Source organism: Kitasatospora sp. NPDC024654 (assembly GCF_055559155.1).
This window is the reverse complement of the sequence record NZ_JBVHLF010000008.1, coordinates 1-26,494: the sequence shown is the minus strand read 5'-3', so window position 1 is coordinate 26,494 and position 26,494 is coordinate 1. Positions and strand designations below refer to the sequence as shown.

The following is a 26,494-nucleotide window of genomic DNA, read 5'->3' as shown; positions in this document are numbered from 1 at the left end:
CGTAGTTGCCCGCGGCTCCGCCGCGAGGGCCAGGTGGCCGGCCACCGCGGTGCCGATGGTCCGCTCGGGCGCCCTGCGGTCTGCGCCGAACGGGTCGTCCTCGACGGGCCGGGCGGTGGACCTCGCCGCGCCGGAGGGCCCGGCGCCACCGGAATCCGGCCGCCCGCCCACCGCGGTCCTCGCTCGAACGGCTGTCTCGTCCCACGTATCACGGAATGGAATGCGGGACCGATGATTCCGGCCACTCCTTACACTTGGGCCTGTGATCTCTCGAATCGACCTCCGCGGCGCCTCCGGCGACCCGCGTGACCTGCTGCCCCGTGCCGAGTTCGACGTGGAGGCCGCCCTGGAGAAGGTGCGGCCCATCTGCGAGGACGTCCGCCATCGTGGGGTCGCGGCGTTGATCGAGTATGCCGAGCGGTTCGACGGCGTGGTGCTGGAGCGCACCCGGGTGCCCGAGGCCGAGCTGACCGCCGCGCTGGAGACGCTGGACCCGAAGGTGCGGGCCGCGCTGGAGGAGTCGATCCGACGGGCCCGGCTGGTCCACCGCGAGCAGCGCCGCACCGACCACACCACCCAGGTGGTGCCCGGCGGCACGGTCACCGAGCGCTGGGTGCCGGTGGACCGGGTCGGCCTGTACGTGCCGGGCGGGCTGGCGGTCTACCCGTCCTCCGTGGTGATGAACGTGGTCCCGGCGCAGGAGGCCGGCGTCCCGGGCATCGCGGTCACCTCCCCGCCGCAGCGGGACTTCGGGGGCAAGGTGCACCCGACCATTCTGGCCGCCTGCGCGCTGCTCGGGGTCACCGAGGTCTACGCCGCCGGCGGTGCCCAGGCGATCGCGATGTTCGCCTACGGCACCGAGGAGTGCGCGCCGGTCAACCTGGTGACCGGCCCCGGCAACATCTACGTGGCCGCCGCCAAGCGGCTGCTCAAGGGCCGGATCGGGATCGACGCCGAGGCCGGCCCGACCGAGATCGCCGTCCTGGCCGACGACAGCGCCGCGCCGGCCGAGGTGGCGGCCGACCTGATCAGCCAGGCCGAGCACGACCCGATGGCCGCCTCGGTGCTGGTCACCGACTCGGTCGCGCTGGCCGAGGCGGTGGAGGCCGAGCTGGCCGAGCAGGTCGCCGAGACCAAGCACCGCGAGCGGGTCACCGAGGCGCTGGGCGGCCGGCAGTCCGGCATCGTCCTGGTGGACGACCTGGAGCAGGGCCTGCTGGTGGTCAACGCCTACGCCGCCGAGCACCTGGAGATCCAGACCCGGGACGCCGCCGCGGTGGCCGCCCGGGTGCGCAACGCGGGCGCGATCTTCGTCGGCCGGTACGCGCCGGTCTCGCTGGGCGACTACGCGGCCGGTTCCAACCACGTGCTGCCGACCGGCGGCTGCGCCTGCCACTCGTCCGGTCTCTCCGTGCAGTCCTTCCTACGCGGCATCCACGTGATCGACTACAACCGCGAGGCGCTGGCGGACATCGCCGCGCACGTGGTCAACCTCGCCGCGGCCGAGGACCTGCCGGGTCACGGTGACGCGATCCGCGCCCGCTTCGACTGGACGGTGCCTGGCCAGTGAAGATCGACGATCTCCCGGTCCGCGACGAGCTGCGCGGCCAGTCCCCGTACGGCGCGCCGCAGCTCGACGTGCCGGTCCAGCTGAACACCAACGAGAACCCGTACCAGCTGCCCGAGCCGCTGGTGGCGCGGATCGCCGAGCGGGTCGCCGCGGCCGCCCGCGACCTCAACCGCTACCCGGACCGGGACGCGGTCGAGCTGCGCGACGGCCTGGCGGCCTACCTCACCCGCACCACGGGCGTGCCGCTCACCCGGGCCCAGGTCTGGGCGGCGAACGGCTCCAACGAGGTGATCCAGCAGCTGCTGCAGACCTTCGGGGGGCCCGGTCGCAGCGCGCTGGGCTTCGCGCCCTCGTACCAGATGCACGAGCTGATCTCGCGCGGCACCGGCACCCGGTGGATCGCCGGCCCGCGCCGCGCCGACTTCACCATCGACCTGGACGCGGCCGTCGCGGCGCTCGCCGAGCACCGCCCGGACGTGCTCTTCGTCTGCTCGCCGAACAACCCGACCGGCACCGCGGTCGAGGCCGACACCGTGCGGGCGCTCTACGACGCCGCGCAGGCGGTCAAGCCGACCATGGTCGTGGTGGACGAGGCGTACGTCGAGTTCTCGCACCGCGCCTCGCTGCTGTCGCTGCTGGCCGGTCGGCCGCACCTGGTGGTCACTCGGACCATGTCGAAGGCGTTCGGCGCGGCCGGGCTGCGGCTCGGCTACCTGGCAGCCGACCCGGCCGTGGTGGACGCGGTGCAGCTGGTCCGGCTGCCGTACCACCTGTCCGCTGTCACCCAGGCCACCGCGCTGGCCTGCCTGGAGCACACCGACACCCTGCTCGGGTACGTCGAGCGGCTCAAGGCCGAGCGCGACCGGGTGGTGACGGCGCTGCGCGCGCTGGGCCTGGAGGTCACCGACTCGGACGCCAACTTCATCCAGTTCGGGATCTTCACGGACCCGCACACCGTCTGGCAGGGCCTGCTGGACCGCGGCGTGCTGGTCCGCGACAACGGTGTCCCCGGGCGGCTGCGGGTCACCGCCGGCACGCCCGCCGAGAACGACGCCTTCCTGGACGCCCTCACCACCGTGATCAAGGAGCTGTGAACCCCATGTCCCGCATCGGGCGCGTCGAGCGCGCCACCAAGGAGACCTCGGTCCTGGTCGAGATCGACCTCGACGGCACCGGCCGGACCGACATCTCCACGGGCGTCGGGTTCTACGACCACATGCTCGACCAGCTGGGCCGCCACGGTCTCTTCGACCTCACAGTGAAGACCGACGGAGACCTGCACATCGACACCCACCACACGATCGAGGACACCGCCCTCGCGCTGGGCGCCGCGTTCAGGCAGGCGCTCGGCGACAAGGTGGGCATCTACCGCTTCGGCAACTGCACGGTGCCGTTGGACGAGTCGCTCGCCCAGGTGACCGTGGACCTCTCCGGCCGCCCGTACCTGGTGCACACCGAGCCCGAGGGCATGGCCCCGATGATCGGGACCTACGATGTGACGATGACCAGGCACATCCTGGAGTCGTTCGTGGCCCAGGCGCAGATAGCCCTGCACGTCCACGTACCGTACGGCCGCAACGCGCACCACATCGTGGAGTGCCAGTTCAAGGCACTCGCCCGGGCGCTGCGCTACGCGTCCGAGTTCGACCCGCGCGCGGCCGGCATCCTCCCCTCGACCAAGGGCGCACTGTGAGCAAGGCAACTCTGTTGATCGTCGTCGGGCTCTTCCTCGGCGGCGGGGTGTACTCCTTCTGGAAGCAGAAGCTGCCCAAGGGCGTCATCGCCGTGCTCGCCCTCGGCTCGGTGCTCTGCCTGGCCGCCGGCGCGCTGCGGCTCTAGAGAGGGGGAGGTCCGCCATGGGCAAGAACGTCGTGGTCCTCGACTACGGGTCGGGGAACCTCAGGTCGGCGCAGCGGGCGATGGAGCGCACCGGCGCGACCGTCACCGTGACCTCCGACTTCCAGCAGGCGATGGACGCCGACGGGCTGCTGGTCCCCGGCGTCGGCGCCTTCGAGGCCTGCATGCGCGGGCTGCGCGAGGTCCGCGGGGAGCAGATCATCGGCCGCCGGCTGGCCGGTGGCCGTCCGGTGCTGGGCATCTGCGTCGGCATGCAGATCCTCTTCGAGCGCGGGGTCGAGCACGGGGTGGAGACCGCGGGCTGCGACGAGTGGCCCGGCACGGTCGAGCCGCTGGACGCCCCGATCGTGCCGCACATGGGCTGGAACACGGTCTCGGTGGCCGAGGGCAGCAGGCTCTTCGCCGGGCTGGACCCGGAGACCCGGTTCTACTTCGTGCACTCCTACGGCGTGCGCCGCTGGGAGCTGGAGGTCACCAACGAGCGGATCCACCCGCCGCTGGTCAGCTGGACCACGCACGGGCAGCCGTTCGTGGCCGCCGTCGAGAACGGGCCGCTCTGGGCCACCCAGTTCCATCCCGAGAAGTCCGGCGACGCCGGCGCCGCCCTGCTGACCAACTGGGTCGACACGCTGTGAACCGGCCGGCTCCGGCCGTGTGTCCGTGTTCCCCCCTCCGATGTGATGAAGGTAGTTACCGATGAGCCGCCTCGAACTCCTGCCCGCCGTCGACGTCCGGGACGGCCAGGCCGTCCGCCTGGTCAAGGGCGCCTCCGGCACCGAGACCTCCTTCGGTGAGCCGCTCGCCGCCGCGCTGGCCTGGCAGTCGGCCGGCGCCGAGTGGCTGCACCTGGTCGACCTGGACGCCGCGTTCGGCACCGGCTCCAACCGTGATCTGCTGCGCGAGGTCACCGGCGCGCTGGACATCAAGGTCGAGCTGTCCGGCGGCATCCGCGACGACGAGTCGCTCGCCGCCGCGCTGGCCACCGGCTGCACCCGGGTCAACCTGGGCACCGCCGCGCTGGAGAGCCCGGACTGGGTCGCCAAGGTGATCGCCGAGCACGGTGACAAGATCGCGGTCGGCCTGGACGTGGTCGGCACCACGCTGCGCGGCCGGGGCTGGACCCGGGACGGCGGAGACCTCTACGAGGTGCTGGCCCGGCTGGACTCCGAGGGCTGCGCCCGCTACGTGGTCACCGACGTCAACCGGGACGGCACCCTGACCGGACCCAACCTCCAGCTGCTGCGCGACGTCTGCGCCGCCACCGACAAGCCCGTGGTCGCCTCCGGCGGGGTCTCCTCGCTGGACGACCTGCGCGCCATCGCCACCCTGGTGCCCGAGGGTGTCGAGGGGGCGATTGTGGGCAAGGCCCTCTACGAGCAGAAGTTCACCCTCGAAGAGGCCCTGGAGGCCGTCTCGTGACAGAGCGTCAGATCGTACGCGGCCGGGTCGCCGGATTCTCGCCCTGGGAGGAGGAGTTCGGCTACGCGCGAGCCGTCGCCGCCGGCGACCACGTGCACGTGGCGGGCTCGACGGCCTGGGTGAACGGTCGGGTGGAGCACGACGACCCGTACCAGCAGGCCCTCACGGCCTTCGGCGTCGGCCTCAACGCCCTTGCCGCGTACGGTCTGACGGTGGACGACGTGGTCCGCACCCGGATGTACATCACGCACGTGCGGGACGCCGACGAGGTCGGCCGGGCGCACAAGAAGCTCTTCGACCGGGTCCGCCCGGTGGCCACCATGGTGGTGGTGGAGGGCCTGATCGACTCGCGGATGGTGGTCGAGGTCGAACTCGACGCCTACCGCGCCGGCCTGGCGGCCGAGTTGGAATCCCTGGAAGGCAAGCCATGACCCTCGCCGTACGTGTGATCCCCTGCCTGGACGTCGACGCCGGTCGGGTGGTCAAGGGCGTCAACTTCCAGAACCTGCGCGACGCCGGCGACCCGGTCGAGCTGGCCAAGCTCTACGACGCCCAGGGCGCCGACGAGTTGACCTTCCTGGACATCACCGCCTCGTCCGGCGACCGGGAGACCACCTACGACGTGGTGCGCCGCACCGCCGAGCAGGTCTTCATCCCGCTCACCGTGGGCGGCGGGGTGCGGGCCGTCGAGGACGTCGACCGGCTGCTCCGGGCCGGCGCCGACAAGGTCGGGGTGAACACCGCGGCGATCGCCCGGCCCGAGCTGGTGCGCGAGATCGCCGAGCGGTTCGGCCGTCAGGTGCTGGTGCTCTCGGTGGACGCCCGGCGCTGCCCGCCCGGCACCGGGACCGCTTCCGGCTACGAGGTCACCACCCACGGCGGGCGGCGCGGCACCGGCCTGGACGCGGTCGAATGGGCGGTCCGGGCGGCCGAGTTGGGGGCTGGCGAGATCCTGCTCAACTCGATGGACGCGGACGGCACCAAGGACGGCTACGACCTGGCGATGATCCGCGCGGTACGGGCCGAGGTGGCCGTGCCATTGATCGCCTCCGGCGGCGCGGGCAAGCTCGCCGACTTCGCCCCGGCGGTGTCGGCCGGCGCCGACGCGGTGCTCGCCGCCTCGGTCTTCCACTTCGGCGACCTGCGGATCGGCGACGTCAAGACGGCACTGCGCGAGGCGGGTCACCCGGTCCGCTGAGCCGGTGATCCGGGCGTGTCGGGGCGCGCCCGGGTTAGCATCGCGTCACGGGGAGTGAGTGGAGCTGCCCCGGCCGTCGGGGTGTTGGCGTCCCCTGCGGCGGTCCGGCCCGAGGGGGTTGGCAGATGCCGGGGCAGGCCGGAGGCGATGCCGGGTGGCCGGTGCGGGTGCCGGTCGGCTTCCGGATCGGCACGTACGAGGTCGTCTCACCGGTCGCGCACGGGAGTTGGGGCAGCGTCTACGCGGGGCGGCGGCTCGACGGCGGCCAGCCGGCCGAGGTGGCGCTGAAGTTCCTGCCGGCCCGGCGCGGGACGTCCGGGCAACTGGGCGCGTTGGCCGAGGTGGTCGGGCGGGAACTCGCGGCGGCCGGGCGCTGGAAGCACCCCAACCTGATCCACACCCACGAGGCGCTCCCGGTGACGACCCCCGGCGAACCGGCTCGGCTGCTGGTGCCCTGCTCGCACGGTTTCAGTGCGCTCAACGTCTATGCCCCACAACATCGTTACGCCGACCAGTCGGGTCAGGTCGGCGGCGAGCCGACCTGTCGGCTGTTCGCGCTAACGCCCGTCAGGTTACGGCGCCACCCGGCCCGGCGGCAGAGTGGATCCCGTCCCGGCCGGCCCTAACCGGCCGGGACGGCACCAGTCGGGCACAGAACGGGATTGTGTGATGGGCAGGTTGAATCGACGGCTGGCCGGTCTCGGGATCAGCGCGGTGGTGGGCGCGGCGACGTTGGTGGCGCCGGCCGTCGCGAGCGCCGCCCCCGCCGCGCCGAGCGCCGCCCGGGCCGTCGCCGCGCCGGGGACGGCCGCGGTCAGCGGCTGTTCGGCGCTGGGCGGCGGCAAGTACGACTGCTACGTCTGGGCGTACGCGCCGTCCTACTACGTGGGCAACAACCCCACCGGCGGTGGGCTGCACGTCGGCTGGAACTACTTCTACTGCCAGGCCACGGGGTCGGAGTACAGCTACGACGGCTACTCCAACCGCTGGTGGGGCAGGACCGACGACGACAACGGCCACCACGGGGTCTGGGTGAACGTGGTCCACCTCTCCGGCGGCGCCAACGACCAGCCGGCGCCGGGCCTGCCGCTCTGCTGACGAGCCGACCCCCGCTGCCGGGTCACCGGGGAGCCCGGTCAGCCGTCCGACGCGTCCGCCGCCGCCGGGAGCGGCAGGCGGGCGCGCAGGGCGTCCACCGCCGCCGGCGCGCCGTCCACCACGACGCGGGCGCGCGCCCCGCGACCGAAGGCGAAGAGCAGCAGCTCGGCCGGCTCGCCGGCCACCTCCACCGGCTCACCGTCCGGCGCGCCGACCGTCAGCAGGCCCGGACGGTCGGTGCGACGCAGCTGCACCCGGAGCGGAGTCCGCCGGCCCACCCCGATCCGGGCGGGCAACGGCAGTCGCCGCCAGAGCAGTTCGGTGAGCTTAGGGTCGAGCGGTTCCGGCTCCCAGCCGCCGGGAGCAGCCCGTCGGACGTCCTCGGCGTGCACGAAGTACTCCACTCCGTTGGCCAGTTCGTCCACGCCGGGCAGTGCGAAGAGCGACAGTCGGGGTGGGCCACCGCGGAACTCCCGTACCAACCGCTCGTACGGCCGGCGCGCGTAGCCCTCCTGCACCCGCCTGGTCCAGCCGGCCAGCGCCGCCAGCTGGATGCCCGGCCCGGCGTCCGGCCGGCGCTCGCGCACCAGCAGGTGGGCGACCAGATCACGGGTGCGCCAACCAGCGCAGAGGGTGGGTGCGTCGGGCCCGGCCTCGGTCAGCAGTCCGGCCAGCCTGGCCCGTTGGGCCCGCGCGTGGTTCGCCATCGGGCCAGCGTACCCAGCCACCGCCGGTGGTCGCCGCTGCCGCACGGTCAACTCTTCAGCGGGCCGGTCAGCTTGGTGCCGCCCTGGGCGTCCGAGGCGGCCATCGTGCAGCTCACCGCGCGCATCCCCTGTTGGTAGAAGGAGACGTCGGGGCCCACCGGGAAGCTGTACCACCTACCGCCGCCCTGCTTGGCGGACCAGGCCTGGAAGTACGGCTGGCAGAGCTTCCACATCGCGAGACCCTGGTCCCGCCCGGTGATCCCGTCCGGCAGCCGCGGATTGGCGATCGACTCGGCGTCGTGCGGCTGGTCGCAGGCGCGCGCCACGGTCGTCGTGATGCCGGTGCTGAGTTGCGGGTTGTCCAGGCAGCTGCCGGCCGCGAAGTACGGGTACGGCAGCTGCGGGGTCGGGCTGGCGGAGGGGGAGGGCGCCGCGCTGGTCCGGGGCGGCGCGGGCGGCGCGGCCACCGGCCGGTGCGGCGAGGGCCGGAGCAGCACGGCGGTCCCGGCGCCGGCCAGCAGCGACAACCCGACGGCGAGTGCGATCAACCGCCCGCGGCGGGGCCGGCGCTGGGGAAGCTCGGTGGTCATGCGCACCAGAATCCCGCAGCGCGGGCGGGCGCGGGGGCGGTTTCGCCGAGCCGGTCGGGTCCGCGAGCTGGACCGGGCCGGGCCGGCCCGCGCGGTCCGCAGGGTGGGCGGCGGCGGTCCGAAGATCGGAAAGTGCTCGGTCCGGCCGGCCGGTGCTGCCAGAATGGCCGCATGTCCTCCGCACCGCCCCCCGTCCCCGCCGCCGCCGGCAGCACCGCCCTCGACCCGGCCATCGCCGCCCGCCTCAAGCGCACCGAGGACGGGCTGCTGCCCGCCGTCGCGCAGCAGTACGACACCGGCGAGGTGCTGATGCTCGGCTGGATGGACGACGAGGCGCTGCACCGCACCCTCACCACCGGCCGGTGCACCTACTGGAGCCGCAGCCGCCGCGAGTACTGGGTCAAGGGCGGCACCTCCGGCCACGTCCAGCACGTGAAGTCGGTGGCGCTGGACTGCGACGGCGACACCCTGCTGGTCCGGGTCGACCAGGTCGGCGCGGCCTGCCACACCGGCGCCCGGACCTGCTTCGACGAAGACGTCCTGCTCAGCCACTGAAGCCTGGGCCACTCGGCCAGGCCCTCCCACCGATCGACCGCTGGAGAACACGGTGCCGTCCATGGACCTCGACGCCTTCCGCAAGCTCGCCGTCGACACCCGGGTCATCCCGGTCACCCGCCGGCTGCTGGCGGACGGCCTCACCCCGCTCGGGCTGTACCGCAGCCTGGCGGCCGAGCGCCCGGGCACCTTCCTGCTCGAGTCGGCGGAGCAGGGCCGCAGCTGGTCGCGCTACTCGTTCGTGGGAGTGCGCTGCGCCGCCACGCTGACCGCCGACCGCGAGGGCGACGCCCGCTGGCACGGCACCCCGCCGGTCGGCATCCCGACCAGCGGTGACCCGCTGCAGGTGCTGCGCGCCGCGGTCGAGGCGCTGCACACCCCGCGGCACACCGAGGACCTCCCGCCGCTCACCGGCGGCCTGGTCGGCTACCTCGGCTACGACATCGTCCGGCGGCTGGAGAAGCTGCCCGAGCTCACGCCGGACGACCTCCGGCTGCCGGAGCTGACCATGCTGCTGGCCACCGACCTCGCGGTGCTGGACCACGCCGACGGCACGGTGCTGCTGATCGCCAACGCGGTCAACCACAACGACCTGGACACCGGCGTGGACGAGGCCTACGCGGACGCGGTGGCCCGGCTGGACGCGATGGAGGCCGAGCTGGCCAAGCCGGTCGAGCCGGGGCTGGCCACCTTCACGCCGACCACGGTCGAGGCGCACTCGCCGTTCGGCGGGGCGCCCTACCGGGCCGCGGTCGAGGAGGTCAAGGAGCGGATCCGGGCCGGCGAGGCCTTCCAGGTGGTCCCGTCGCAGCGCTTCGAGGTGCCCTGCCCGGCCTCCGCGCTGGACGTCTACCGGATGCTGCGGACCAGCAACCCGAGCCCGTACATGTACCTGTTCCGGTTCCCCGGCCCGGACGGCGGCGCCGAGGGCGGCTTCGACGTGGTCGGCTCCAGCCCGGAGGCGCTGGTCAAGGTCACCGAGGGCCGGGCGATGGTGCACCCGATCGCCGGCACCCGGCACCGCGGCGCCACCCCGCAGGAGGACGCCGACCTGGCCGCCGAGCTGCTCGCCGACCCCAAGGAGCGGGCCGAGCACCTGATGCTGGTCGACCTCGGCCGCAACGACCTGGGCCGGGTCTGCACCCCGGGCAGCGTCGAGGTGGTCGACTTCATGTCCGTCGAGCGCTACAGCCACGTGATGCACATCGTCTCCACCGTCACGGGCGAGGTCGCCGCCGGCCGGACCGCCTTCGACGTGCTCACCGCCTGCTTCCCGGCCGGCACCCTCTCCGGGGCGCCCAAGCCGCGTGCGATGCGGATCATCGAGGAGCTGGAGCCCACTCGGCGCGGCCTCTACGGCGGCTGCGTCGGCTATCTCGACTTCGCGGGCGACTCGGACACCGCGATCGCCATCCGCACCGCCGTGCTGCGCGACGGTACCGCGTACGTGCAGGCCGGCGCGGGCGTGGTGGCCGACTCCGACCCGCATGCCGAGGACACCGAGTGCCGCAACAAGGCCGCCGCCGTGCTGCGCGCGGTGGCCACCGCCAACACCCTCCGCGCGCCGCTCCTCTGAGGCTCGTCGGGCCCTGGGCCTGCTGGGGGGCGTCGAGCGCGACGGCGATGGCGACCGAGAGCGCTCGGCACCGCGCACAGTGCTCCGCACCGACGGGTTCCCGCGGGAGCGGAGCCGCTGAGTCGGGGGCGGTGCGCGGAAGTGATCGGGGACGGGGGATAGTGGTCGGGTGACCGATTCGCCCCCGCCCCACAGTGCCGACCCGTCGGCCGCCCCGTCCTCCTCCCGGCGCAGCCTGGGTCTGATGCTGCTGCTCATCGCGCTCGGTGCGGTGTTGGTACTGACCGCCGGGGGGCGGGTGTGGGCGCAGGGCCAGGTCAGCGGGCACCTCTCGGTGACCGCGACCGGCAGCGAGATCTCCGGTCTGCCGGGCGCGCTGGCGCTGGTCGCGCTGGCCTCGGCGGTGGCGGTGTTCGCGGTCCGCGGGTTCGGGCGGCTGCTGGTGGGCGTGCTGGTCACGCTGGCGGGGATCGGGGCCACGGTGGGCGCGGCGCTCGGCGCGCGCAACACCAACGCGCTGGACGAGACCGCCGCGCAGAAGCTCGCGCTGGTCGGCACCACGGCCTCGCAGGTCACCCACACCGCCTGGCCGTGGGTGGCGGCGGTCGGTGGCGTGCTGCTGGCCGTGGCCGGCCTGGTCACCGTGGTGTGCGGCCGGGCCTGGCCCGGGATGGGCACCCGGTACGACGCGCCGACCACGGGCCCGGCCCGGCCGGCCGCCGCGGCCGGCCTCCGCGAGACCCCCGCCGACCTGTGGAAGGCGCTGGACCGCGGCGAGGACCCGACCACGAGCTGAGCCCGTCCGCGGGCCGGACCCGTCCGTCCGGGTGACGGCTGTCACGGCGCCCCGGCTTTGGGTCGCGGATAAGGGTCCGCCACAATGGACGGTGACCATCCGCCGGGCTCGGTAGGACCCGTAGAACCAAGGAGCACCATCAGATGTCGGCTGCCTCGCACGGACACTCCGTCGCCGCCTGGACCGGGTCGGCGATCGCTTTCGCCGGCTTCTGCGTTGCCGGCGCTGCCATGATCATGGAGTCGGTGATGCTCTTCGCCGTCGGCATGGCGGTCGTCGTGCTCGGCGGCGTGGTCGGCAAGGCCATGGCCATGGCGGGCATGGGCGTGCAGCCCGACCCGGCGGTCGAGGCGTACAAGGCCGAGGCCTACGCCAAGGCGCAGGCCGCCGCCCTCACCGCCAACGCGGGCTGAGTCAAGCCCCCGCACACCTGCGGCGCTCGCGCGGACCGGGGCGCCCGGGCCCTCACCGGCCCCGGGCGCCCCGGTCCGCGCGCGTTCACGGTCGAAGAGCGCTCGCCGCCGTTCCCACGCCGGTTCCCGCGCGCTCGACTGCGGTCCCGGCCGGGGTCGGGGCACAATCAGCGGGTGACCGCCCCCAGTACCCCGGTCGGCCGGCCCTCGGCGGCCCGCCGGCTGGCCCGCCCGTTCGCCGCGCTCGGCGCGGTGGCCCTGCCCACCCTCTACGTCTCGGTGGTGGACCCGAACAGCCCGGGTCACTACCCGACCTGCCCGTTCCGGCAGGCCACCGGCTGGTGGTGCCCCGGCTGCGGCGGGTTGCGCTGCGTGCACGCGCTGACCCACGGTGACCTCACCACCGCCTGCCACGACAACCTGCTCGCCGTGGTGCTCTTCGCGGTGCTCGGCGTCTACTGGCTCCGCTGGGCCTGGGCGGCGCTGACCGGCGGCCCGCCGCCGCGGCTCTCGCTCGGACCCGGTTGGACGGTGCTGCTGGTCGTCGTCCTGGTCGTGTTCACCGTGGTGCGCAACCTGCCGGGTGGCGCGGGTCTGGCGCCGCCCGCGGTCTGACCTCGGCGGGGGCGTTCGGCCCGCTGGGGGTCCGCTGGACGAGATCCACGCCGGGTGAATGCGCCGCGCGCCCCTCGTGCCGATACCATCGAGGAGCCGACGGGGGCGTTCCGCCCAGATCGGATCCGACCGGATCCAACGGCGGCGCGCACGCCCGGAGGCTGACCAGAACATCCGGCAAGCAGATTTGATGGGGGCTCCCGAGTGAGTGTGCTCGACGAGATCATCGACGGGGTCCGCGCGGACCTCGCGGAGCGGCAGGCCCGGGTCTCCCTGGACGAGCTGAAGGAACTGGCCGCCAAGGCCCCGATCGCGAAGGACGGCGTGGCCGCCCTGCGCGGCGAGGGGGTCCGGGTGATCTGCGAAGTGAAGCGCTCCAGCCCGTCCAAGGGCGCGCTGGCGGCGATCGCCGACCCGGCGGCGCTGGCCGTCGACTACGCGGCCGGTGGCGCCGCCGCGATCAGCGTGCTCACCGAGCAGCGCCGGTTCGGTGGTTCGCTGGCCGATCTGGACGCGGTCCGAGCGGCGGTGGACACCCCGCTGCTGCGCAAGGACTTCATCGTCACCGCCTACCAGCTATGGGAGGCCCGGGCGCACGGCGCGGACCTCGCGCTGCTGATCGTCGCCGCGCTCGAACAGCCGGCCCTGGTCTCGCTGATCGAGCGGGCCGAGTCGATCGGGCTCACCCCGCTGGTCGAGGTGCACGACGAGGAGGAGATCGCCCGCGCGGTCGACGCCGGCGCCAAGATCATCGGCGTGAACGCCCGCAACCTGAAGACCCTCGAGGTGGACCGCGACACCTTCGGCAACGTGGTGCACGCCATCCCGGCCGGCATCGTCAAGGTGGCCGAGTCCGGCGTGCGCGGCCCGCACGACCTGATCGCCTACGCCAACCAGGGCGCCGACGCGGTCCTGGTCGGCGAGTCGCTGGTCACCGGCAAGGACCCGAAGGCCGCCGTGGCCGACCTGGTCGCGGCCGGCGCCCACCCGGCGCTGCGCCACCACGACGGACGGGACTGACCGCGCCGTGTCACTCGCCGCCCGACTCGCCCCCGGTTGCCGCCCGCGCGGCTGCCGCGCTCCCGCGCGCCGGGTGCTGGGCCGTCGGGTGCGCTACGTGATCGGCTGTGAGCCCGGCCAGGTGCCGGGCCGTCGATGGCGCGGGACGCACGGCTGAACGCCGTTCCGTCGTCCCGTACACCATTGACCAAGGAACACCCATGTCCTCCCACGACACCCCGTCGGGCCCGCAGGTGCCCGACGCCCGAGGCTACTTCGGTGCCTACGGCGGCCGTTTCATCCCCGAGGCGCTGATCGCCGCCGTCGAGCAGGTGGCCGACGAGTACGAGAAGGCCAAGCGCGACCCCGCCTTCGCCGCCGAGCTGGACGCCCTGCTCAAGGACTACACCGGCCGCCCGAGCCCGCTCACCGACGTGCACCGGTTCTCCGCCGAGGCGGGCGGCGCGCGGGTGCTGCTCAAGCGCGAGGACCTCAACCACACCGGCTCGCACAAGATCAACAACGTGCTGGGCCAGGCCCTGCTCACCCGCCGGATGGGCAAGACCCGGATCATCGCGGAGACCGGCGCCGGCCAGCACGGCGTGGCCACCGCCACCGCCTGCGCGCTCTTCGGCTTCGACTGCACCATCTACATGGGCGAGGTCGACACCCAGCGGCAGGCGCTCAACGTGGCCCGGATGCGGATGCTCGGCGCCGAGGTGGTCGCCGTGAAGTCCGGCAGCCGCACCCTCAAGGACGCCATCAACGAGGCGTTCCGCGACTGGGTCGCCAACGTCGACAACACCCACTACCTGTTCGGCACGGTGGCCGGGCCGCACCCCTTCCCGGCCATGGTCCGCGACTTCCACCGGGTGATCGGGATCGAGGCCCGCGAGCAGGTGCTGCAGCGCACCGGACGGCTGCCGGACGCCGTGGTCGCCTGCGTCGGCGGCGGCTCCAACGCGATGGGCATCTTCCACGAGTTCATCCCGGACGCCGGGGTGCGGCTGGTCGGCTGCGAGGCGGCCGGTGAGGGCGCCGAGACCCCGCGCCACGCGGCCACCCTCACCAAGGGCGACCCGGGCGTGCTGCACGGCGCCCGCACCTACGTGCTGCAGGACGAGGACGGCCAGACCATCGAGAGCCACTCCATCTCGGCGGGCCTGGACTACCCGGGCGTCGGCCCCGAGCACGCCTGGCTGAAGGACACCGGCCGGGCCGAGTACCGCCCGATCACCGACGACGCCGCGATGCAGGCGCTTCGCCTGCTCTCCCGCACCGAGGGGATCATCCCGGCCATCGAGAGCGCGCACGCGCTGGCCGGCGCGCTCGACCTGGGCCGCGAGCTGGGCCCGGGGGCGACCATCCTGGTCAACCTCTCCGGCCGGGGCGACAAGGACATGCACACCGCCGCGCAGTACTTCGGCCTCTACGACACCGACGCCGAGGGGGGCAACTGACCATGGCTTCCAAGCTCACCGAGATCCTCGCCGCCGCCAAGGCGGAGAGCCGGGCCGCCCTGGTCGGCTACCTGCCGGCCGGCTTCCCGACCGTGGACGGCGGCATCCGGGCGGTCAACGCCCTGATCGAGGGCGGCTGCGACATCGTCGAGGTCGGCCTGCCGCACTCGGACCCGGTGCTGGACGGCGCGACCATCCAGACCGCCGACGACATCGCGCTGCGCGGCGGGGTCCGGATCAAGGACGTGCTGCGCACCGTGCAGGAGGTCGCGGCGGCCCACCCGGCGGCCGCGGTGCTGGTGATGACCTACTGGAACCCGGTGGACCGGTACGGCACCGCCCGGTTCGCCGCCGACCTGGCCGCGGCCGGCGGGGCCGGCGTGATCCTGCCCGACCTGCCGGTCGAGGAGTCCGGGCCGTGGCGCGCGGCGGCGGCCGAGCACGGCCTGGACACCGTCTTCGTGGTCGCGCCGAGCAGCCGGGACCCGCGGCTGGCCGAGGTCACCGCGGCCGGCAGCGGCTTCGTCTACGCGGCGGCCGTGATGGGGGTCACCGGGAGCCGGGCCCAGGTCGGCGAGCTGGCCGAGGACCTGGTCGCGCGCACCCGGGCCACCACCGAGCTGCCGGTCTGCGTCGGTCTCGGGGTCTCCACGGCGGCCCAGGCGGCCGAGGTGGCCGGCTTCGCGGACGGCGTGATCGTCGGCTCGGCCTTCGTCCAGCGGATCCTGGACGCGGACGGGGACGAGGAGGCCGGCCTGGCGGCCGTCCGGGCGCTCGCCGCCGACCTCGCCGCCGGGGTCCGCAAGCGCTGACCTGACGGCTCGATGGCCCGCCGCCCCCGCCGAGGGGGTGGCGGGCCATCGGCGTTCCCGCCCGTTCCCCGTACGGGTGAAGAATGTGCGGCTGACGTGTCATCAATAGTGACCGGGCGTTGGACCGGAGGCGGCCGGGGGAATGTCTCTCGCCGTCTGTGTTCGCGCACTTCTGACCGTTTGAGGGGAAGCTTCCGTGCCCTGCCTCCAGCGTGCCGTACTCGTCAGGGCCGCCGCCGCCGTCCTGGTACTGGCCGCGGCGTTCGGGGGTGAGCACGCGGTCGGGCACGCGCTGGCCAAGCGCGGCGCGGAGCGCGCGGCGCAGCAGGCCACCCAGCCGGCGCCCGCCCCGGTGGTCAAACCGGGCAGATAGTGTTTCCTCCCCCATTCGGGTGAATGGGGTAATGTGCAAGAACAGGGTCATATCCCCTACGGTTCATCAGGTAGCCCAGACCGCAGGTCCGTCCGGGCGGACGGTGTTCCCGAGGGGGTCGCACAGATCATGATGGGCAGTCAGCATGACAGCGCGTCGGCTCAGCCGGTCGCGCCACCGGCCGTGCCGGTCGGCCGGTCCACCGGGGCGGTCGAGTGGACCGGCACCGCCGTCCGGCTGGGCCTGGCCGTGGTCTGGGCCTGGGCCGGGCTGGCCAAGGTCTCCGATCCGGCGGTGGCCGCCCAGGCGGTCCGGGCCTACCGGATCCTGCCGGAGGGGCTGGTCAAACCGGTCGGGTACGGGCTGCCGTTCCTGGAGCTGGCGGTGGCCCTGCTGCTGGTGGTCGGCCTCGGGGCGCGGATCGTCGGGGTGATCTCCACGGTGCTGCTGCTGACCTTCATCGCCGGCATCTCCTCGGCCTGGGCGCGCGGGATCTCGATCGACTGCGGCTGCTTCGGCGGCGGCGGCGCGGTGGACGCCTCGCAGACCGAGTACCTGCAGGAGATCCTGCGGGACATCGGCTTCCTGTTGCTGGCGCTCTGGCTGGTGTTCCGCCCCCGCACCAGGCTGTCGGCCGACGCCTGGCTGGCCGGCTAGCCACCCCACCCCGATCCCGCACGTCGTCGAGAGCAGTTGAGAGCAAGTCATGAGTGAGAAGAACCGAGAAGGCAAGCGCACGGCCCGCGAGCGGATGCTGGAGAAGCGGGCCACGGAGGAGAGCCAGGCCGCGCGGAAGAAGAAGCTGATCGTCCTCGGTTCGGTGGGCGTGGTACTGGCCGCCGCGGTCGGCGTCGGGGTCGCGGTGCAGAGCCAGCGCGCCAAGCCGGACCGGCCGACCGCCGCGCCGGCCGGCGCGATCGGCGACAAGAGCCTGGTGATCCCGGACGGTCCGGCCAACGCGCCGTCCACGATGACCGTCTACGAGGACCCGCGCTGCCCCGCCTGCGGTGCCTTCGAGCACGACTTCGCCGCGACCGTGGACCAGTTGCAGGACCAGGGCAAGCTCCACGGCAACTACCACATCGTGTCCTTCATCGACCGGCACGACAACGGCAAGGGCTCCAAGAACGGCGCCAACGCGTTGGCCTGCGCGCAGAACGCCGGGTACTTCCGCGCCTACCACGACGTGCTCTACCGCAACCAGCCGAACGAGACCACCGACCCCTGGGCTGACCGGAACAAGCTGGTCGACCTGGCCAAGCAGGTCCCCGGGCTGGACTCACCGGCCTTCGAGAGCTGCGTCAAGAACAACACCTACGGCAGCTGGGTCTCCGCGGTGGAGCAGGACTTCGACAAGTCCGGCTACAGCTCGACCCCGACCATCCTGCTCAACGGCAAGCCGATCTACCCCAAGAACGGCAACGAGGAGATCACCCCGGACAACCTGGTGAAGTGGGTGAACGAGGCGAACGCCGGCAAGCCGCTGGGCACCACCGGGTCGGCCTCGGCGAGTCCCGCGCCGACCGGTACCGCCTCGCAGACCCCGGCCGCGAGTGCGAGTGCGAGTGCCAGCGCGAGTGCGAGTGCGAGTGCGAGCGCGAGTGCGAGTGCGAGTGCGAGTGCCAGCGCCGGTGCGAGCTCCACCGGCTGAGCGGGGGTTTTCCGCGCGCGGGCGTCGATGAGGGCGGATCGCCGGATCACGACGGGGTAGCGTCGACCTTGTCATGGATATCGCTTACATTCCGAGCCCGTCGCGGGGCGTCATCCACCTCGGCCCGATCCCGCTGCGCGCGTACGCCTTCTGCATCATCATCGGTGTCGCCGTCGCCGTCTGGCTCGGCAGCAAGCGCTGGGTCGCCCGCGGCGGCGGCAAGCACACGGTCGGCGATGTCGCGGTCTGGGCGGTGCCGTTCGGGCTGGTCGGTGGTCGCCTCTACCACGTGATCACCGATCACCAGCTGTACTTCGACAAGGGCCAGGACCCCTGGAACGCGCTGCGGATCTGGGAGGGCGGGCTCGGCATCTGGGGGGCCATCGCGCTCGGCGCGGTCGGTGCCTGGATCGGCTGCCGACGGCGGGGAGTCCCGCTGCCGGCCTACGCGGACGCCATCGCGCCGGGCATCGCGCTCGCCCAGGCCTGCGGGCGCTGGGGCAACTGGTTCAACCAGGAGTTGTACGGCCGGGCGACCACGCTGCCCTGGGGCCTGGAGATCCACAAGACGCTGCCGGACGGCACGGTGGTCAACGGGGTCTTCCAGCCGACCTTCCTGTACGAGTCGATCTGGTGCGTCGGTGTCGCGTTCCTGGTGCTCTGGGCCGATCGCCGCTACGCCCTGGGCCACGGCCGGGCGTTCGCGCTGTACGTGGCCGCCTACACGGTGGGGCGGGCCTGGATCGAGTACCTGCGGATCGACGAGGCACACCACATCCTCGGCCTGCGGTTGAACGACTGGACCTCGATCGTGGTCTTCCTCGGCGCGGTGGTGTACCTGGTGGTGGTCGGCCGCAAGCGGCCGGACCGGGAGGCGCCGGACGCGATCGACCCGACCGTCCGTGCGGAGTCGGCCGCAGTGGAGTCGCCAGCGGCGGACTCGGCTGCGGCCGGGGCGGCCGACACCGAAGCCGGTGGACCCTCTGGGGACGAAAGCGCAGGTCAGCGAGGTTAGCCAGGGCTTGCTTGCTGGAAAGCGTCAGATCATCGGACTACTTTCGGAGCGTGACAGCCCTGCGGGCAGCCCTTTTCCCACGGTGATGCGCCGTGCCCGGCTGCGGACAGGGGGGAATTCCGCACCGGAGGCCGAAACGCCATGAGCACCATCGTCGCCGAGCCCACCCTGGACAACCCGCCCCCGCGGATCCCGGACGCCGACCACCACCGTGACGTCAACGGCGGCTGGCTGCGCCCGGCGGTGTTCGGCGCGATGGACGGCCTGGTCTCCAACTTCGCGCTGATGACCGGCGTGGTCGGCGGCGCGGCCGGCCACGGCACGATCGTCCTCACCGGCCTGGCCGGCCTGGCGGCCGGCGCCTGCTCGATGGCGGCGGGGGAGTACACCTCGGTCGCCTCGCAGCGCGAGCTGGTCGAGGCGGAGATCGAGGCCGAGCGGATCGAGTTGCGCCGCAACCCGCGCGGCGAGCTGGCCGAGCTGGCCCAGCTCTACGTCGGCCGCGGGGTGGACCCGGACCTGGCCCACGAGGTGGCCCGGCAGCTCACCCGCGACCCGGAGCAGGCGCTGGAGGTCCACGCCCGGGAGGAACTCGGCATCGACCCGCATGACCTGCCGAACCCGCTGGTGGCCGCGGTCTCCTCGTTCGGCTGCTTCGCGCTCGGCGCGCTGCTGCCGCTGCTGCCCTACCTGCTGGGCGCCACCTCGCTGCTCCCGGCGCTGGTCATCGCGCTGCTCGGGCTCTTCCTGTGCGGCGCGGTGGTGGCCCGGGTGACCGCCCGCAGCTGGTGGTTCAGCGGCCTGCGGCAGCTGGTGCTGGGCAGTGGGGCGGCCGGGGTGACCTACCTGCTGGGCTGGCTCATCGGTGGCCACGTCGGCTGAACGGGCTGTCGGAACGTACGACGGGTTGCATGTTCATACGAATGGGCGAGTGACGTTCCACACATAGGCCGGCCTCGCCGGTCCCCCTACCATCGCCGTCGGGCGCTCAGGGCCATCGGTCCAGCGCCTCGGACCGCTCCCGGAGGGCGGAATCACAGGACGGTTCACGCGGGCGCCCGCCCCGGCGGATTTCCACTCTGTTTCGGGCGGTTAACGGCGGGGCACACTTGGGGAGCGCGCGGACCGCGTAGTCCGCCCCCCTTGCCTCCATTACCGGCCGGTAACAGCCTCTGACCTGGGGTTGCGTCCGCCATGTGGACGACAGATTCCACTTCCCGGGATGTTGGGCATCATGTAACTTGCACGAACCCGCAGAGGGCCAACGTCGTCCCTGTTGCACCCGCACCTCCGGCCATCGGCCGGGAGATGCCCCCCATGCCAAGACGACGACGGGAGAGCCGATGCTGTCTGCATCCCCGCACTCCGCCGACGAGCCCCAGGGCAGCGCCGTGCGCCCCTACTCGCTCGTCCCGGACGCGCGACCTGCTGCTCAGGGCCTGTACGACCCGCGGAACGAGCACGATGCCTGCGGCGTCGGCTTCGTCGCCACGCTGACCGGCAGGGCCGATCACACCATCGTCGAGCAGGCGCTCACCGTCCTGCGCAACCTGGAGCACCGCGGCGCCACCGGCGCCGAGCCGGACTCCGGCGACGGCGCCGGAATCCTCACCCAGATCCCGGACGCCTTCCTGCGCGCCAGGGCCGGCTTCGAGTTGCCCGCCGCCGGTTCCTACGCGGTCGGCATCGCCTTCCTCCCCGACGAGGACGCCGCCGACGCCGCCGCGGTCACCGCCATCGAGGCCATCGCCGCCGAGGAGGGCCTGACCGTCCTCGGCTGGCGCGACGTGCCGACCGCCCCCGACCTGCTGGGCGCCACCGCCCGCTCGGTGATGCCGCGGTTCCGCCAGCTCTTCGTCACCCACGGCGAGCGGACCGGCCTGGAGCTGGACCGGATCGCCTTCGTGCTGCGCAAGCGTGCCGAACGCGAGGCCGGGGTCTACTTCCCCTCGCTCTCCGCGCGGACCATCGTCTACAAGGGCATGCTGACCACCGGGCAGCTGGAGCCGTTCTTCCCGGACCTGTCCGACCGGCTCTTCGCCTCGGCCCTCGGCCTGGTGCACTCCCGGTTCTCCACCAACACCTTCCCGAGCTGGCCGCTGGCCCACCCGTACCGCTTCGTCGCGCACAACGGCGAGATCAACACGGTCAAGGGCAACCGCAACTGGATGACCGCGCGGGAGTCCCAGCTCGCCACCGACCTGATTCCGGCCAACGAGAACGGGCAGGGGCTCGACCGGATCTTCCCGATCTGCACCCCGGAGCACTCCGACTCGGCCTCCTTCGACGAGGTCCTGGAGCTGCTGCACCTCAGCGGCCGGTCGCTGCCGCACTCCGTGCTGATGATGATCCCGGAGGCCTGGGAGAACCACGCCACCATGGACCCGGCCCGGCGGGCCTTCTACCAGTACCACTCCAACCTGATGGAGCCCTGGGACGGCCCGGCCTGCGTCACCTTCACCGACGGCACCCGGATCGGCGCGGTGCTGGACCGCAACGGCCTGCGCCCGGCCCGCTACTGGGTCACCGAGGACGGCCTGGTGGTGCTCTCCTCCGAGGTCGGCGTGCTCGACCTGGACCAGCAGAAGGTGGTCCGCAAGGGCCGGCTGCAGCCCGGCAAGATGTTCCTGGTCTCGCTGGACGAGAACCGGATCGTCGACGACGAGGAGATCAAGTCCGCCCTCGCCGCCGAGCACCCCTACGAGGAGTGGCTGGCCGCCGGCCAGATCCAGCTCTCCAAGCTGCCCGAGCGCGAGCACATCGCGCACACCCACGCCTCGGTGACCCGCCGCCAGCAGACCTTCGGCTACACCGAGGAGGAGCTGCGGGTCATCCTCGCGCCGATGGCCCGCACCGGCGGTGAGGCGCTCGGCTCGATGGGCACCGACTCGCCGATCGCCGCGCTCTCCGAGAAGCCCCGGCTGCTCTTCGACTACTTCGTGCAGCTGTTCGCGCAGGTCACCAACCCGCCGCTGGACGCCATCCGCGAGGAGCTCGTCACCTCGCTGCTGAGCAACCTCGGCCCCGAGGGCAACCTGCTCGGCGCGGAGGCGGCCGCCTGTCGCTCGGTCGCCATGCCGTTCCCGGTGATCGACAACGACGAGCTCGCCAAGCTGATCCACATCAACGCCGACGGCGACCAGCCCGGCCTGAAGGCGGTCACCCTCTCCGGCCTCTACCGGGTCTCCGGCGGCGGCGAGGCGCTGGCCGCCCGGCTCCAGGCGATCGCGGACGAGGCCGACGCGGCGATCGCGGACGGCGCCCGGATCATCGTGCTGTCCGACCGTCACTCCGACGCCGAGCACGCGCCGATCCCCTCGCTGCTGCTCACCTCCGCGGTGCACCACCACCTGATCCGCACCAAGCAGCGCACCAAGGTCTCGCTGCTGGTCGAGGCCGGTGACGTGCGCGAGGTGCACCACGTGGCGCTGCTGATCGGCTACGGCGCGGGCGCGGTCAACCCGTACCTGGCGATGGAGTCGGTCGAGGACCTGGTCGCCCAGGGTGTCTTCATCCAGGGGGTCGAGCCCGAGAAGGCGATCCGGAACCTGATCAAGGCGCTCGGCAAGGGCGTGCTCAAGGTGATGTCCAAGATGGGCATCTCCACCGTGGCCTCCTACCGCGGCGCCCAGGTGTTCGAGGCGATCGGCCTCTCCCCGGAGCTGGTGGGCGGCTACTTCGCCGGTACCACCAGCAAGCTCGGCGGCATCGGCCTGGACGAGCTCGCCCGGGAGACCGCCGCCCGGCACGCCAAGGCCTACCCGGCCTCCGGCATCTCCGCCGCGCACCGCGCGCTGGAGATCGGCGGCGAGTACCAGTGGCGCCGCGAGGGCGAGCCGCACCTGTTCGACCCGGACACCGTCTTCCGGCTGCAGCACGCCACCCGCACCCGCCGGTACGACATCTTCAAGCAGTACACCGAGCGGGTGAACGAGCAGTCCGAGCGGCTGATGACGCTGCGCGGCCTGTTCCAGCTGGACGCCAGGGGCCGTGCGCCGGTCCCGGTGGAGGAGGTCGAGCCGGTCTCCGAGATCGTCAAGCGGTTCTCCACCGGTGCGATGTCCTACGGCTCGATCTCGATGGAGGCGCACGAGACGCTGGCCATCGCGATGAACCGGCTCGGCGGCAAGTCCAACACCGGTGAGGGCGGCGAGGACCCGGAGCGGCTGTACGACCCGGAGCGCCGCTCGGCGATCAAGCAGGTCGCCTCCGGCCGGTTCGGCGTCACCTCCGAGTACCTGGTCAACGCGGACGACATCCAGATCAAGATGGCCCAGGGCGCCAAGCCCGGTGAGGGCGGCCAGCTGCCCGGCCACAAGGTCTACCCGTGGGTGGCGAAGACCCGCCACTCCACCCCGGGCGTCGGCCTGATCTCCCCGCCGCCGCACCACGACATCTACTCGATCGAGGACCTGGCGCAGCTGATCCACGACCTCAAGAACGCCAACCCGCAGGCCCGCATCCACGTGAAGCTGGTCTCCGAGGTCGGCGTCGGCACGGTCGCGGCGGGCGTCTCCAAGGCGCACGCGGACGTCGTGCTGGTCTCCGGCCACGACGGCGGCACCGGCGCGTCCCCGCTGACCAGCCTCAAGCACGCCGGCGGCCCGTGGGAGCTCGGCCTGGCCGAGACCCAGCAGACCCTGCTGCTGAACGGCCTGCGCGACCGGATCGTGGTGCAGACCGACGGCCAGCTGAAGACCGGCCGGGACGTGGTGATCGCCGCGCTGCTCGGTGCCGAGGAGTTCGGTTTCGCCACCGCGCCGCTGGTGGTCTCCGGCTGCATCATGATGCGGGTCTGCCACCTGGACACCTGTCCGGTCGGCGTGGCCACCCAGAACCCGGTGCTCCGCGAGCGGTTCTCCGGCAAGCCCGAGTTCGTGGTCAACTTCTTCGAGTTCATCGCCGAGGAGGTCCGCGAGCTCCTCGCCGAGCTGGGCTTCCGCTCGATCGAGGAGGCGGTCGGCCACGCCGAGCACATCGACCCGACCGCCGCCGTCGACCACTGGAAGGCCGCCGGGCTCGACCTGGCCCCGCTCTTCCACGTGCCGGAGCTGCCGGCGGGCGCGGCGCTGCACCGCACCATCGACCAGGACCACGCGCTGGACAAGGCGCTGGACAACCAGCTCATCGAGCTGAGCCAGGACGCCCTGGAGCGCGGCGAGGCGGTCCGGATCCAGCTGCCGATCCGCAACGTCAACCGGACGGTCGGCACCATGCTGGGTCACCAGGTGACCAAGCGGTACCGCGGCGAGGGCCTGCCCGAGGGCACCATCGACGTCACCTTCACCGGCTCGGCCGGGCAGTCGTTCGGCGCCTTCGTGCCGCGCGGCATCACCCTGCGACTGGAGGGCGACGCGAACGACTACGTGGGCAAGGGACTCTCCGGTGGCGTGCTGGTGATCCGGCCGGCCCGGGACGCGGCGGCGATCGGCGCCGACGCCCAGCACCACGTGATCGCCGGCAACACCATCGGGTACGGCGCCACCAGCGGCCGGATCCACCTGCGCGGCAAGGCCGGTGAGCGTTTCGCGGTCCGCAACTCGGGCGCCACCCTGGTGGTCGAGGGGGTCGGTGACCACGGCCTGGAGTACATGACCGGTGGCCGGGTGGTCGTCCTCGGCGAGACCGGCCGCAACCTGGCCGCGGGCATGTCCGGCGGCATCGGGTACGTGCTGGACCTGCGCCCGGCCAACGTCAACGGCGGCATGGTGGGCATCGAGGCTCCCGACGCCGCCGACCGGGAGTGGCTGCGGGCGACCGTCCAGCAGCACTACGAGGAGACCGGCTCGACGGTGGCCGCCGAGCTGCTGGCCGACTGGGGCAGCGGGGTCTCCCGGTTCTCCAAGATCATGCCGACCGACTACAAGGCAGTGCTCGCCGCCAAGGACGCCGCCGAGCGCGACGGACTCTCCGAGTCCGAGACCACTCGCAAGATGATGGAGGCGGCACATGGCTGACCCCAAGGGCTTCCTGACGACCCCGAAGCAGCTGGCCGAGCGCCGCCCGGTGGACGTCCGACTGCGCGACTGGAACGAGGTCTACGTCGAGCGCGGCCTGCTGCCGATCATCAGCAAGCAGGCCGGCCGCTGCATGGACTGCGGCATCCCGTTCTGCCACAACGGCTGTCCGCTCGGGAACCTGATCCCGGAGTGGAACGACCTGGCCTACCGGGACGACTGGCGCGGCGCCATCGAGCGGCTGCACGCGACCAACAACTTCCCGGAGTTCACCGGCCGGCTCTGCCCGGCGCCGTGCGAGTCGGCCTGCGTGCTGGGGATCAACCAGGACGCGGTGACTATCAAGAACGTCGAGGTCACCATCATCGACAAGGCCTGGGACCGCGGCGGGGTCACCCCGCAGGTCCCGGAGCGGCTCTCCGGCAAGACGGTCGCCGTGGTCGGCTCCGGCCCGGCCGGCCTGGCCGCCGCCCAGCAGCTCACCCGGGCCGGACACACCGTGGTGGTGTACGAGCGGGCCGACCGGATCGGCGGCCTGCTGCGGTACGGCATCCCCGAGTTCAAGATGGAGAAGCGCCACATCAACCGCCGCATCGAGCAGATGCGCGCGGAGGGCACCCGGTTCCGCACCGGCGTGGAGATCGGCGTCGACCTGACCGGGCAGCAGCTGCGCGAGCGGTTCGACGCCGTGGTGGTCGCCGCGGGTGCCACCACCGCGCGTGATCTGCCCGTCCCGGGGCGGGAGTTCAAGGGCATCCACCAGGCGATGGAGTACCTGCCGCTGGCCAACAAGGTGCAGGAGGGCGACTACGTCGAGTCGCCGATCAGCGCCAAGGGCAAGCACGTGGTGGTGATCGGCGGCGGCGACACCGGCGCGGACTGCGTCGGCACCGCGCACCGGCAGGGCGCGGCCTCGGTCACCCAGCTGGAGATCATGCCGCGGCCGAGCGACGACCGTCCGGCCCACCAGCCCTGGCCGACCATGCCGATGACCTACAAGGTCACCTCCGCGCACGAGGAGGGCGGTGAGCGGGTCTACTCCGTCAACACCACCCGCTTCACCGCGGACGAGGACGGCAACGTGGCCGAACTCCACCTGGTCGAGGTGGAGTTCAAGGACGGCCGGTTCGTGCCGGTGCCCGGCACCGAGCGGTCCATCCCGGCCCAGCTGGTCACCCTGGCGATGGGCTTCACCGGCACCGACGTGCGCAACGGCCTGGTGGAGCAGCTCGGCGTCGAGCTGGACGCCCGCGGCAACGTGGCCCGCGACGGCGCCTTCGCCACCAGCGTGGACGGCGTGTACGTCTGCGGCGACGCGGGCCGTGGCCAGTCGCTGATCGTCTGGGCCATCGCGGAGGGCCGCTCGGCCGCCGCCGCGGTGGACCGCTACCTCGCGGGCGCCACCGCGCTGCCCGCCCCGATCCGTCCGACCGACCGCCCGCTGGTGGTCTGACCCCGCAGCCTCACCGCACCACCCTCCCCGCAGTTGCCCGGCCCGCCGGGCGGCACCACCGCGGGCCCGCCAGAGCCGCCGGGCCGCGCGGAGTTCCAGGACGGCGCCCGCCCCCTCCCCGACCACGTGGGGGGCGGGCGCCGTCGCGTCCGGGGCCGGCAGTGTGATGATCTTGTGCGATCCGCCGATCGGCGGATCCGGTGGTGGTCCTGTCGAGGCGGTCCCCGCGGCGGCGGGGACGTGGCAGACTGCCGCCGGGGTGGGGCATCGGACGAGGGGAGGGCTGATGAGTTTCCTGAGTCAACCCCTATGCCGCCAAAGTGGTCTCGGGAGTCGTTTTGATCTTGCTGTTGGCCTGGTGGGTGTCGGGGTCGTAGGGC

At 72.8% G+C, this 26,494-nt stretch carries 28 protein-coding genes; 26 read left to right on the top strand and 2 right to left on the bottom strand.

From position 1 onward, the window contains the following. Positions 1 to 262 precede the first annotated feature (262 nt). The 10 genes from hisD to ACZ38L_RS07120 all read left to right on the top strand — a co-directional run bounded on the left by hisD (position 263) and on the right by ACZ38L_RS07120 (position 7,142). Positions 263 to 1,570: a histidinol dehydrogenase gene (gene hisD / locus ACZ38L_RS07165; protein ID WP_465690059.1), complete on the top strand. Its 1,308-nt coding sequence runs from the start codon at positions 263 to 265 to the stop codon at positions 1,568 to 1,570. After that, complete coding sequence (locus ACZ38L_RS07160; RefSeq protein WP_465690057.1) at positions 1,567 to 2,664, top strand: histidinol-phosphate transaminase; 1,098 nt, start codon at positions 1,567 to 1,569, stop codon at positions 2,662 to 2,664. Before hisD ends, ACZ38L_RS07160 begins: the two co-directional genes overlap by 4 nt. Positions 2,665 to 2,669: 5 nt before the next feature. Further along, positions 2,670 to 3,263, top strand: a complete 594-nt coding sequence (hisB, locus tag ACZ38L_RS07155; RefSeq protein WP_396561543.1) for an imidazoleglycerol-phosphate dehydratase HisB — start codon at positions 2,670 to 2,672, stop codon at positions 3,261 to 3,263. Continuing rightward, entirely contained in the window at positions 3,260 to 3,409 is a 150-nt protein-coding gene (locus ACZ38L_RS07150) for a hypothetical protein (protein ID WP_396561541.1), read from the top strand. The genes hisB and ACZ38L_RS07150 overlap by 4 nt, the downstream gene beginning before the upstream one ends. A gap of 17 nt (positions 3,410 to 3,426) precedes the next feature. After that, a complete protein-coding gene (gene hisH / locus ACZ38L_RS07145; protein ID WP_465690054.1) occupies positions 3,427 to 4,062 on the top strand; it encodes an imidazole glycerol phosphate synthase subunit HisH in 636 nt (211 codons plus the stop codon). 61 nt (positions 4,063 to 4,123) lie between these two features. Beyond that, entirely contained in the window at positions 4,124 to 4,846 is a 723-nt protein-coding gene (priA, locus tag ACZ38L_RS07140; protein ID WP_465690052.1) for a bifunctional 1-(5-phosphoribosyl)-5-((5-phosphoribosylamino)methylideneamino)imidazole-4-carboxamide isomerase/phosphoribosylanthranilate isomerase PriA, read from the top strand. Continuing rightward, entirely contained in the window at positions 4,843 to 5,277 is a 435-nt protein-coding gene (locus tag ACZ38L_RS07135; RefSeq protein ID WP_465690050.1) for a RidA family protein, read from the top strand. Before priA ends, ACZ38L_RS07135 begins: the two co-directional genes overlap by 4 nt. Further along, positions 5,274 to 6,044, top strand: a complete 771-nt coding sequence (hisF, locus tag ACZ38L_RS07130) for an imidazole glycerol phosphate synthase subunit HisF (protein WP_465690048.1) — start codon at positions 5,274 to 5,276, stop codon at positions 6,042 to 6,044. The genes ACZ38L_RS07135 and hisF overlap by 4 nt, the downstream gene beginning before the upstream one ends. Before the next feature lie 125 nt (positions 6,045 to 6,169). Beyond that, positions 6,170 to 6,670, top strand: coding sequence for a hypothetical protein (locus ACZ38L_RS07125; RefSeq protein WP_465690046.1), 501 nt, complete (start codon positions 6,170 to 6,172; stop codon positions 6,668 to 6,670). Positions 6,671 to 6,713: 43 nt separating this feature from the next. Further along, on the top strand, positions 6,714 to 7,142 hold the full coding sequence (locus tag ACZ38L_RS07120) for a hypothetical protein (protein WP_465690044.1): 429 nt from the start codon (positions 6,714 to 6,716) through the stop codon (positions 7,140 to 7,142). A 38-nt stretch (positions 7,143 to 7,180) separates the two neighbouring features. Here ACZ38L_RS07120 and ACZ38L_RS07115 read toward each other — a convergent pair whose 3' ends face one another. Together ACZ38L_RS07115 and ACZ38L_RS07110 are read right to left on the bottom strand one after the other, a co-directional pair. Next, entirely contained in the window at positions 7,181 to 7,849 is a 669-nt protein-coding gene (locus ACZ38L_RS07115) for a TIGR03085 family metal-binding protein (protein ID WP_465690042.1), read from the bottom strand. Between the two features lie 47 nt (positions 7,850 to 7,896). Continuing rightward, positions 7,897 to 8,439, bottom strand: a complete 543-nt coding sequence (locus ACZ38L_RS07110) for a hypothetical protein (protein ID WP_465690040.1) — start codon at positions 8,437 to 8,439, stop codon at positions 7,897 to 7,899. A gap of 171 nt (positions 8,440 to 8,610) precedes the next feature. Between ACZ38L_RS07110 and hisI the strand changes: the two genes are divergently transcribed. The 16 genes from hisI to ACZ38L_RS07030 all read left to right on the top strand — a co-directional run bounded on the left by hisI (position 8,611) and on the right by ACZ38L_RS07030 (position 26,114). Further along, positions 8,611 to 8,994 (top strand): phosphoribosyl-AMP cyclohydrolase, encoded by a 384-nt coding sequence (hisI, locus tag ACZ38L_RS07105; RefSeq protein WP_465690038.1) that lies wholly within the window; start codon positions 8,611 to 8,613, stop codon positions 8,992 to 8,994. Positions 8,995 to 9,055: 61 nt separating this feature from the next. Next, entirely contained in the window at positions 9,056 to 10,570 is a 1,515-nt protein-coding gene (locus ACZ38L_RS07100) for an anthranilate synthase component I (RefSeq protein ID WP_465690036.1), read from the top strand. Between the two features lie 169 nt (positions 10,571 to 10,739). After that, entirely contained in the window at positions 10,740 to 11,366 is a 627-nt protein-coding gene (locus ACZ38L_RS07095) for a TIGR02234 family membrane protein (RefSeq protein ID WP_465690034.1), read from the top strand. 143 nt (positions 11,367 to 11,509) lie between these two features. Continuing rightward, on the top strand, positions 11,510 to 11,779 hold the full coding sequence (locus ACZ38L_RS07090) for an HGxxPAAW family protein (protein ID WP_465690032.1): 270 nt from the start codon (positions 11,510 to 11,512) through the stop codon (positions 11,777 to 11,779). 174 nt (positions 11,780 to 11,953) lie between these two features. Further along, positions 11,954 to 12,394: a DUF2752 domain-containing protein gene (locus ACZ38L_RS07085; RefSeq protein WP_396561519.1), complete on the top strand. Its 441-nt coding sequence runs from the start codon at positions 11,954 to 11,956 to the stop codon at positions 12,392 to 12,394. Positions 12,395 to 12,598: 204 nt separating this feature from the next. Then, positions 12,599 to 13,414 (top strand): indole-3-glycerol phosphate synthase TrpC, encoded by an 816-nt coding sequence (trpC, locus tag ACZ38L_RS07080; RefSeq protein WP_465690030.1) that lies wholly within the window; start codon positions 12,599 to 12,601, stop codon positions 13,412 to 13,414. Between the two features lie 7 nt (positions 13,415 to 13,421). After that, on the top strand, positions 13,422 to 13,571 hold the full coding sequence (trpM, locus tag ACZ38L_RS07075; RefSeq protein WP_396561515.1) for a tryptophan biosynthesis modulator TrpM: 150 nt from the start codon (positions 13,422 to 13,424) through the stop codon (positions 13,569 to 13,571). Positions 13,572 to 13,614: 43 nt separating this feature from the next. Beyond that, complete coding sequence (trpB, locus tag ACZ38L_RS07070) at positions 13,615 to 14,853, top strand: tryptophan synthase subunit beta (protein WP_465690027.1); 1,239 nt, start codon at positions 13,615 to 13,617, stop codon at positions 14,851 to 14,853. A 2-nt stretch (positions 14,854 to 14,855) separates the two neighbouring features. Continuing rightward, on the top strand, positions 14,856 to 15,665 hold the full coding sequence (gene trpA, locus ACZ38L_RS07065) for a tryptophan synthase subunit alpha (RefSeq protein WP_465690026.1): 810 nt from the start codon (positions 14,856 to 14,858) through the stop codon (positions 15,663 to 15,665). Between the two features lie 196 nt (positions 15,666 to 15,861). After that, the gene (locus ACZ38L_RS07060) at positions 15,862 to 16,038 is read left to right on the top strand and encodes a hypothetical protein (RefSeq protein WP_396561509.1); all 177 of its coding nucleotides are present in this window, start codon (positions 15,862 to 15,864) and stop codon (positions 16,036 to 16,038) included. A 129-nt stretch (positions 16,039 to 16,167) separates the two neighbouring features. Continuing rightward, the gene (locus ACZ38L_RS07055) at positions 16,168 to 16,695 is read left to right on the top strand and encodes a MauE/DoxX family redox-associated membrane protein (protein WP_465690023.1); all 528 of its coding nucleotides are present in this window, start codon (positions 16,168 to 16,170) and stop codon (positions 16,693 to 16,695) included. A 49-nt stretch (positions 16,696 to 16,744) separates the two neighbouring features. Next, complete coding sequence (locus ACZ38L_RS07050) at positions 16,745 to 17,689, top strand: DsbA family protein (protein ID WP_465690021.1); 945 nt, start codon at positions 16,745 to 16,747, stop codon at positions 17,687 to 17,689. 73 nt (positions 17,690 to 17,762) lie between these two features. After that, positions 17,763 to 18,704, top strand: coding sequence for a prolipoprotein diacylglyceryl transferase (lgt, locus tag ACZ38L_RS07045; RefSeq protein WP_465690019.1), 942 nt, complete (start codon positions 17,763 to 17,765; stop codon positions 18,702 to 18,704). A 141-nt stretch (positions 18,705 to 18,845) separates the two neighbouring features. Then, positions 18,846 to 19,586 carry a VIT1/CCC1 transporter family protein gene (locus tag ACZ38L_RS07040; protein WP_396561501.1) on the top strand — a complete coding sequence of 247 codons (741 nt, stop codon included), beginning with the start codon at positions 18,846 to 18,848 and terminating at the stop codon, positions 19,584 to 19,586. Positions 19,587 to 20,047: 461 nt separating this feature from the next. Next, positions 20,048 to 24,661 (top strand): glutamate synthase large subunit, encoded by a 4,614-nt coding sequence (gene gltB, locus ACZ38L_RS07035; RefSeq protein ID WP_465690017.1) that lies wholly within the window; start codon positions 20,048 to 20,050, stop codon positions 24,659 to 24,661. Then, entirely contained in the window at positions 24,654 to 26,114 is a 1,461-nt protein-coding gene (locus tag ACZ38L_RS07030; protein WP_465690015.1) for a glutamate synthase subunit beta, read from the top strand. The genes gltB and ACZ38L_RS07030 overlap by 8 nt, the downstream gene beginning before the upstream one ends. The last annotated feature ends 380 nt before the right edge of the window (positions 26,115 to 26,494 follow it).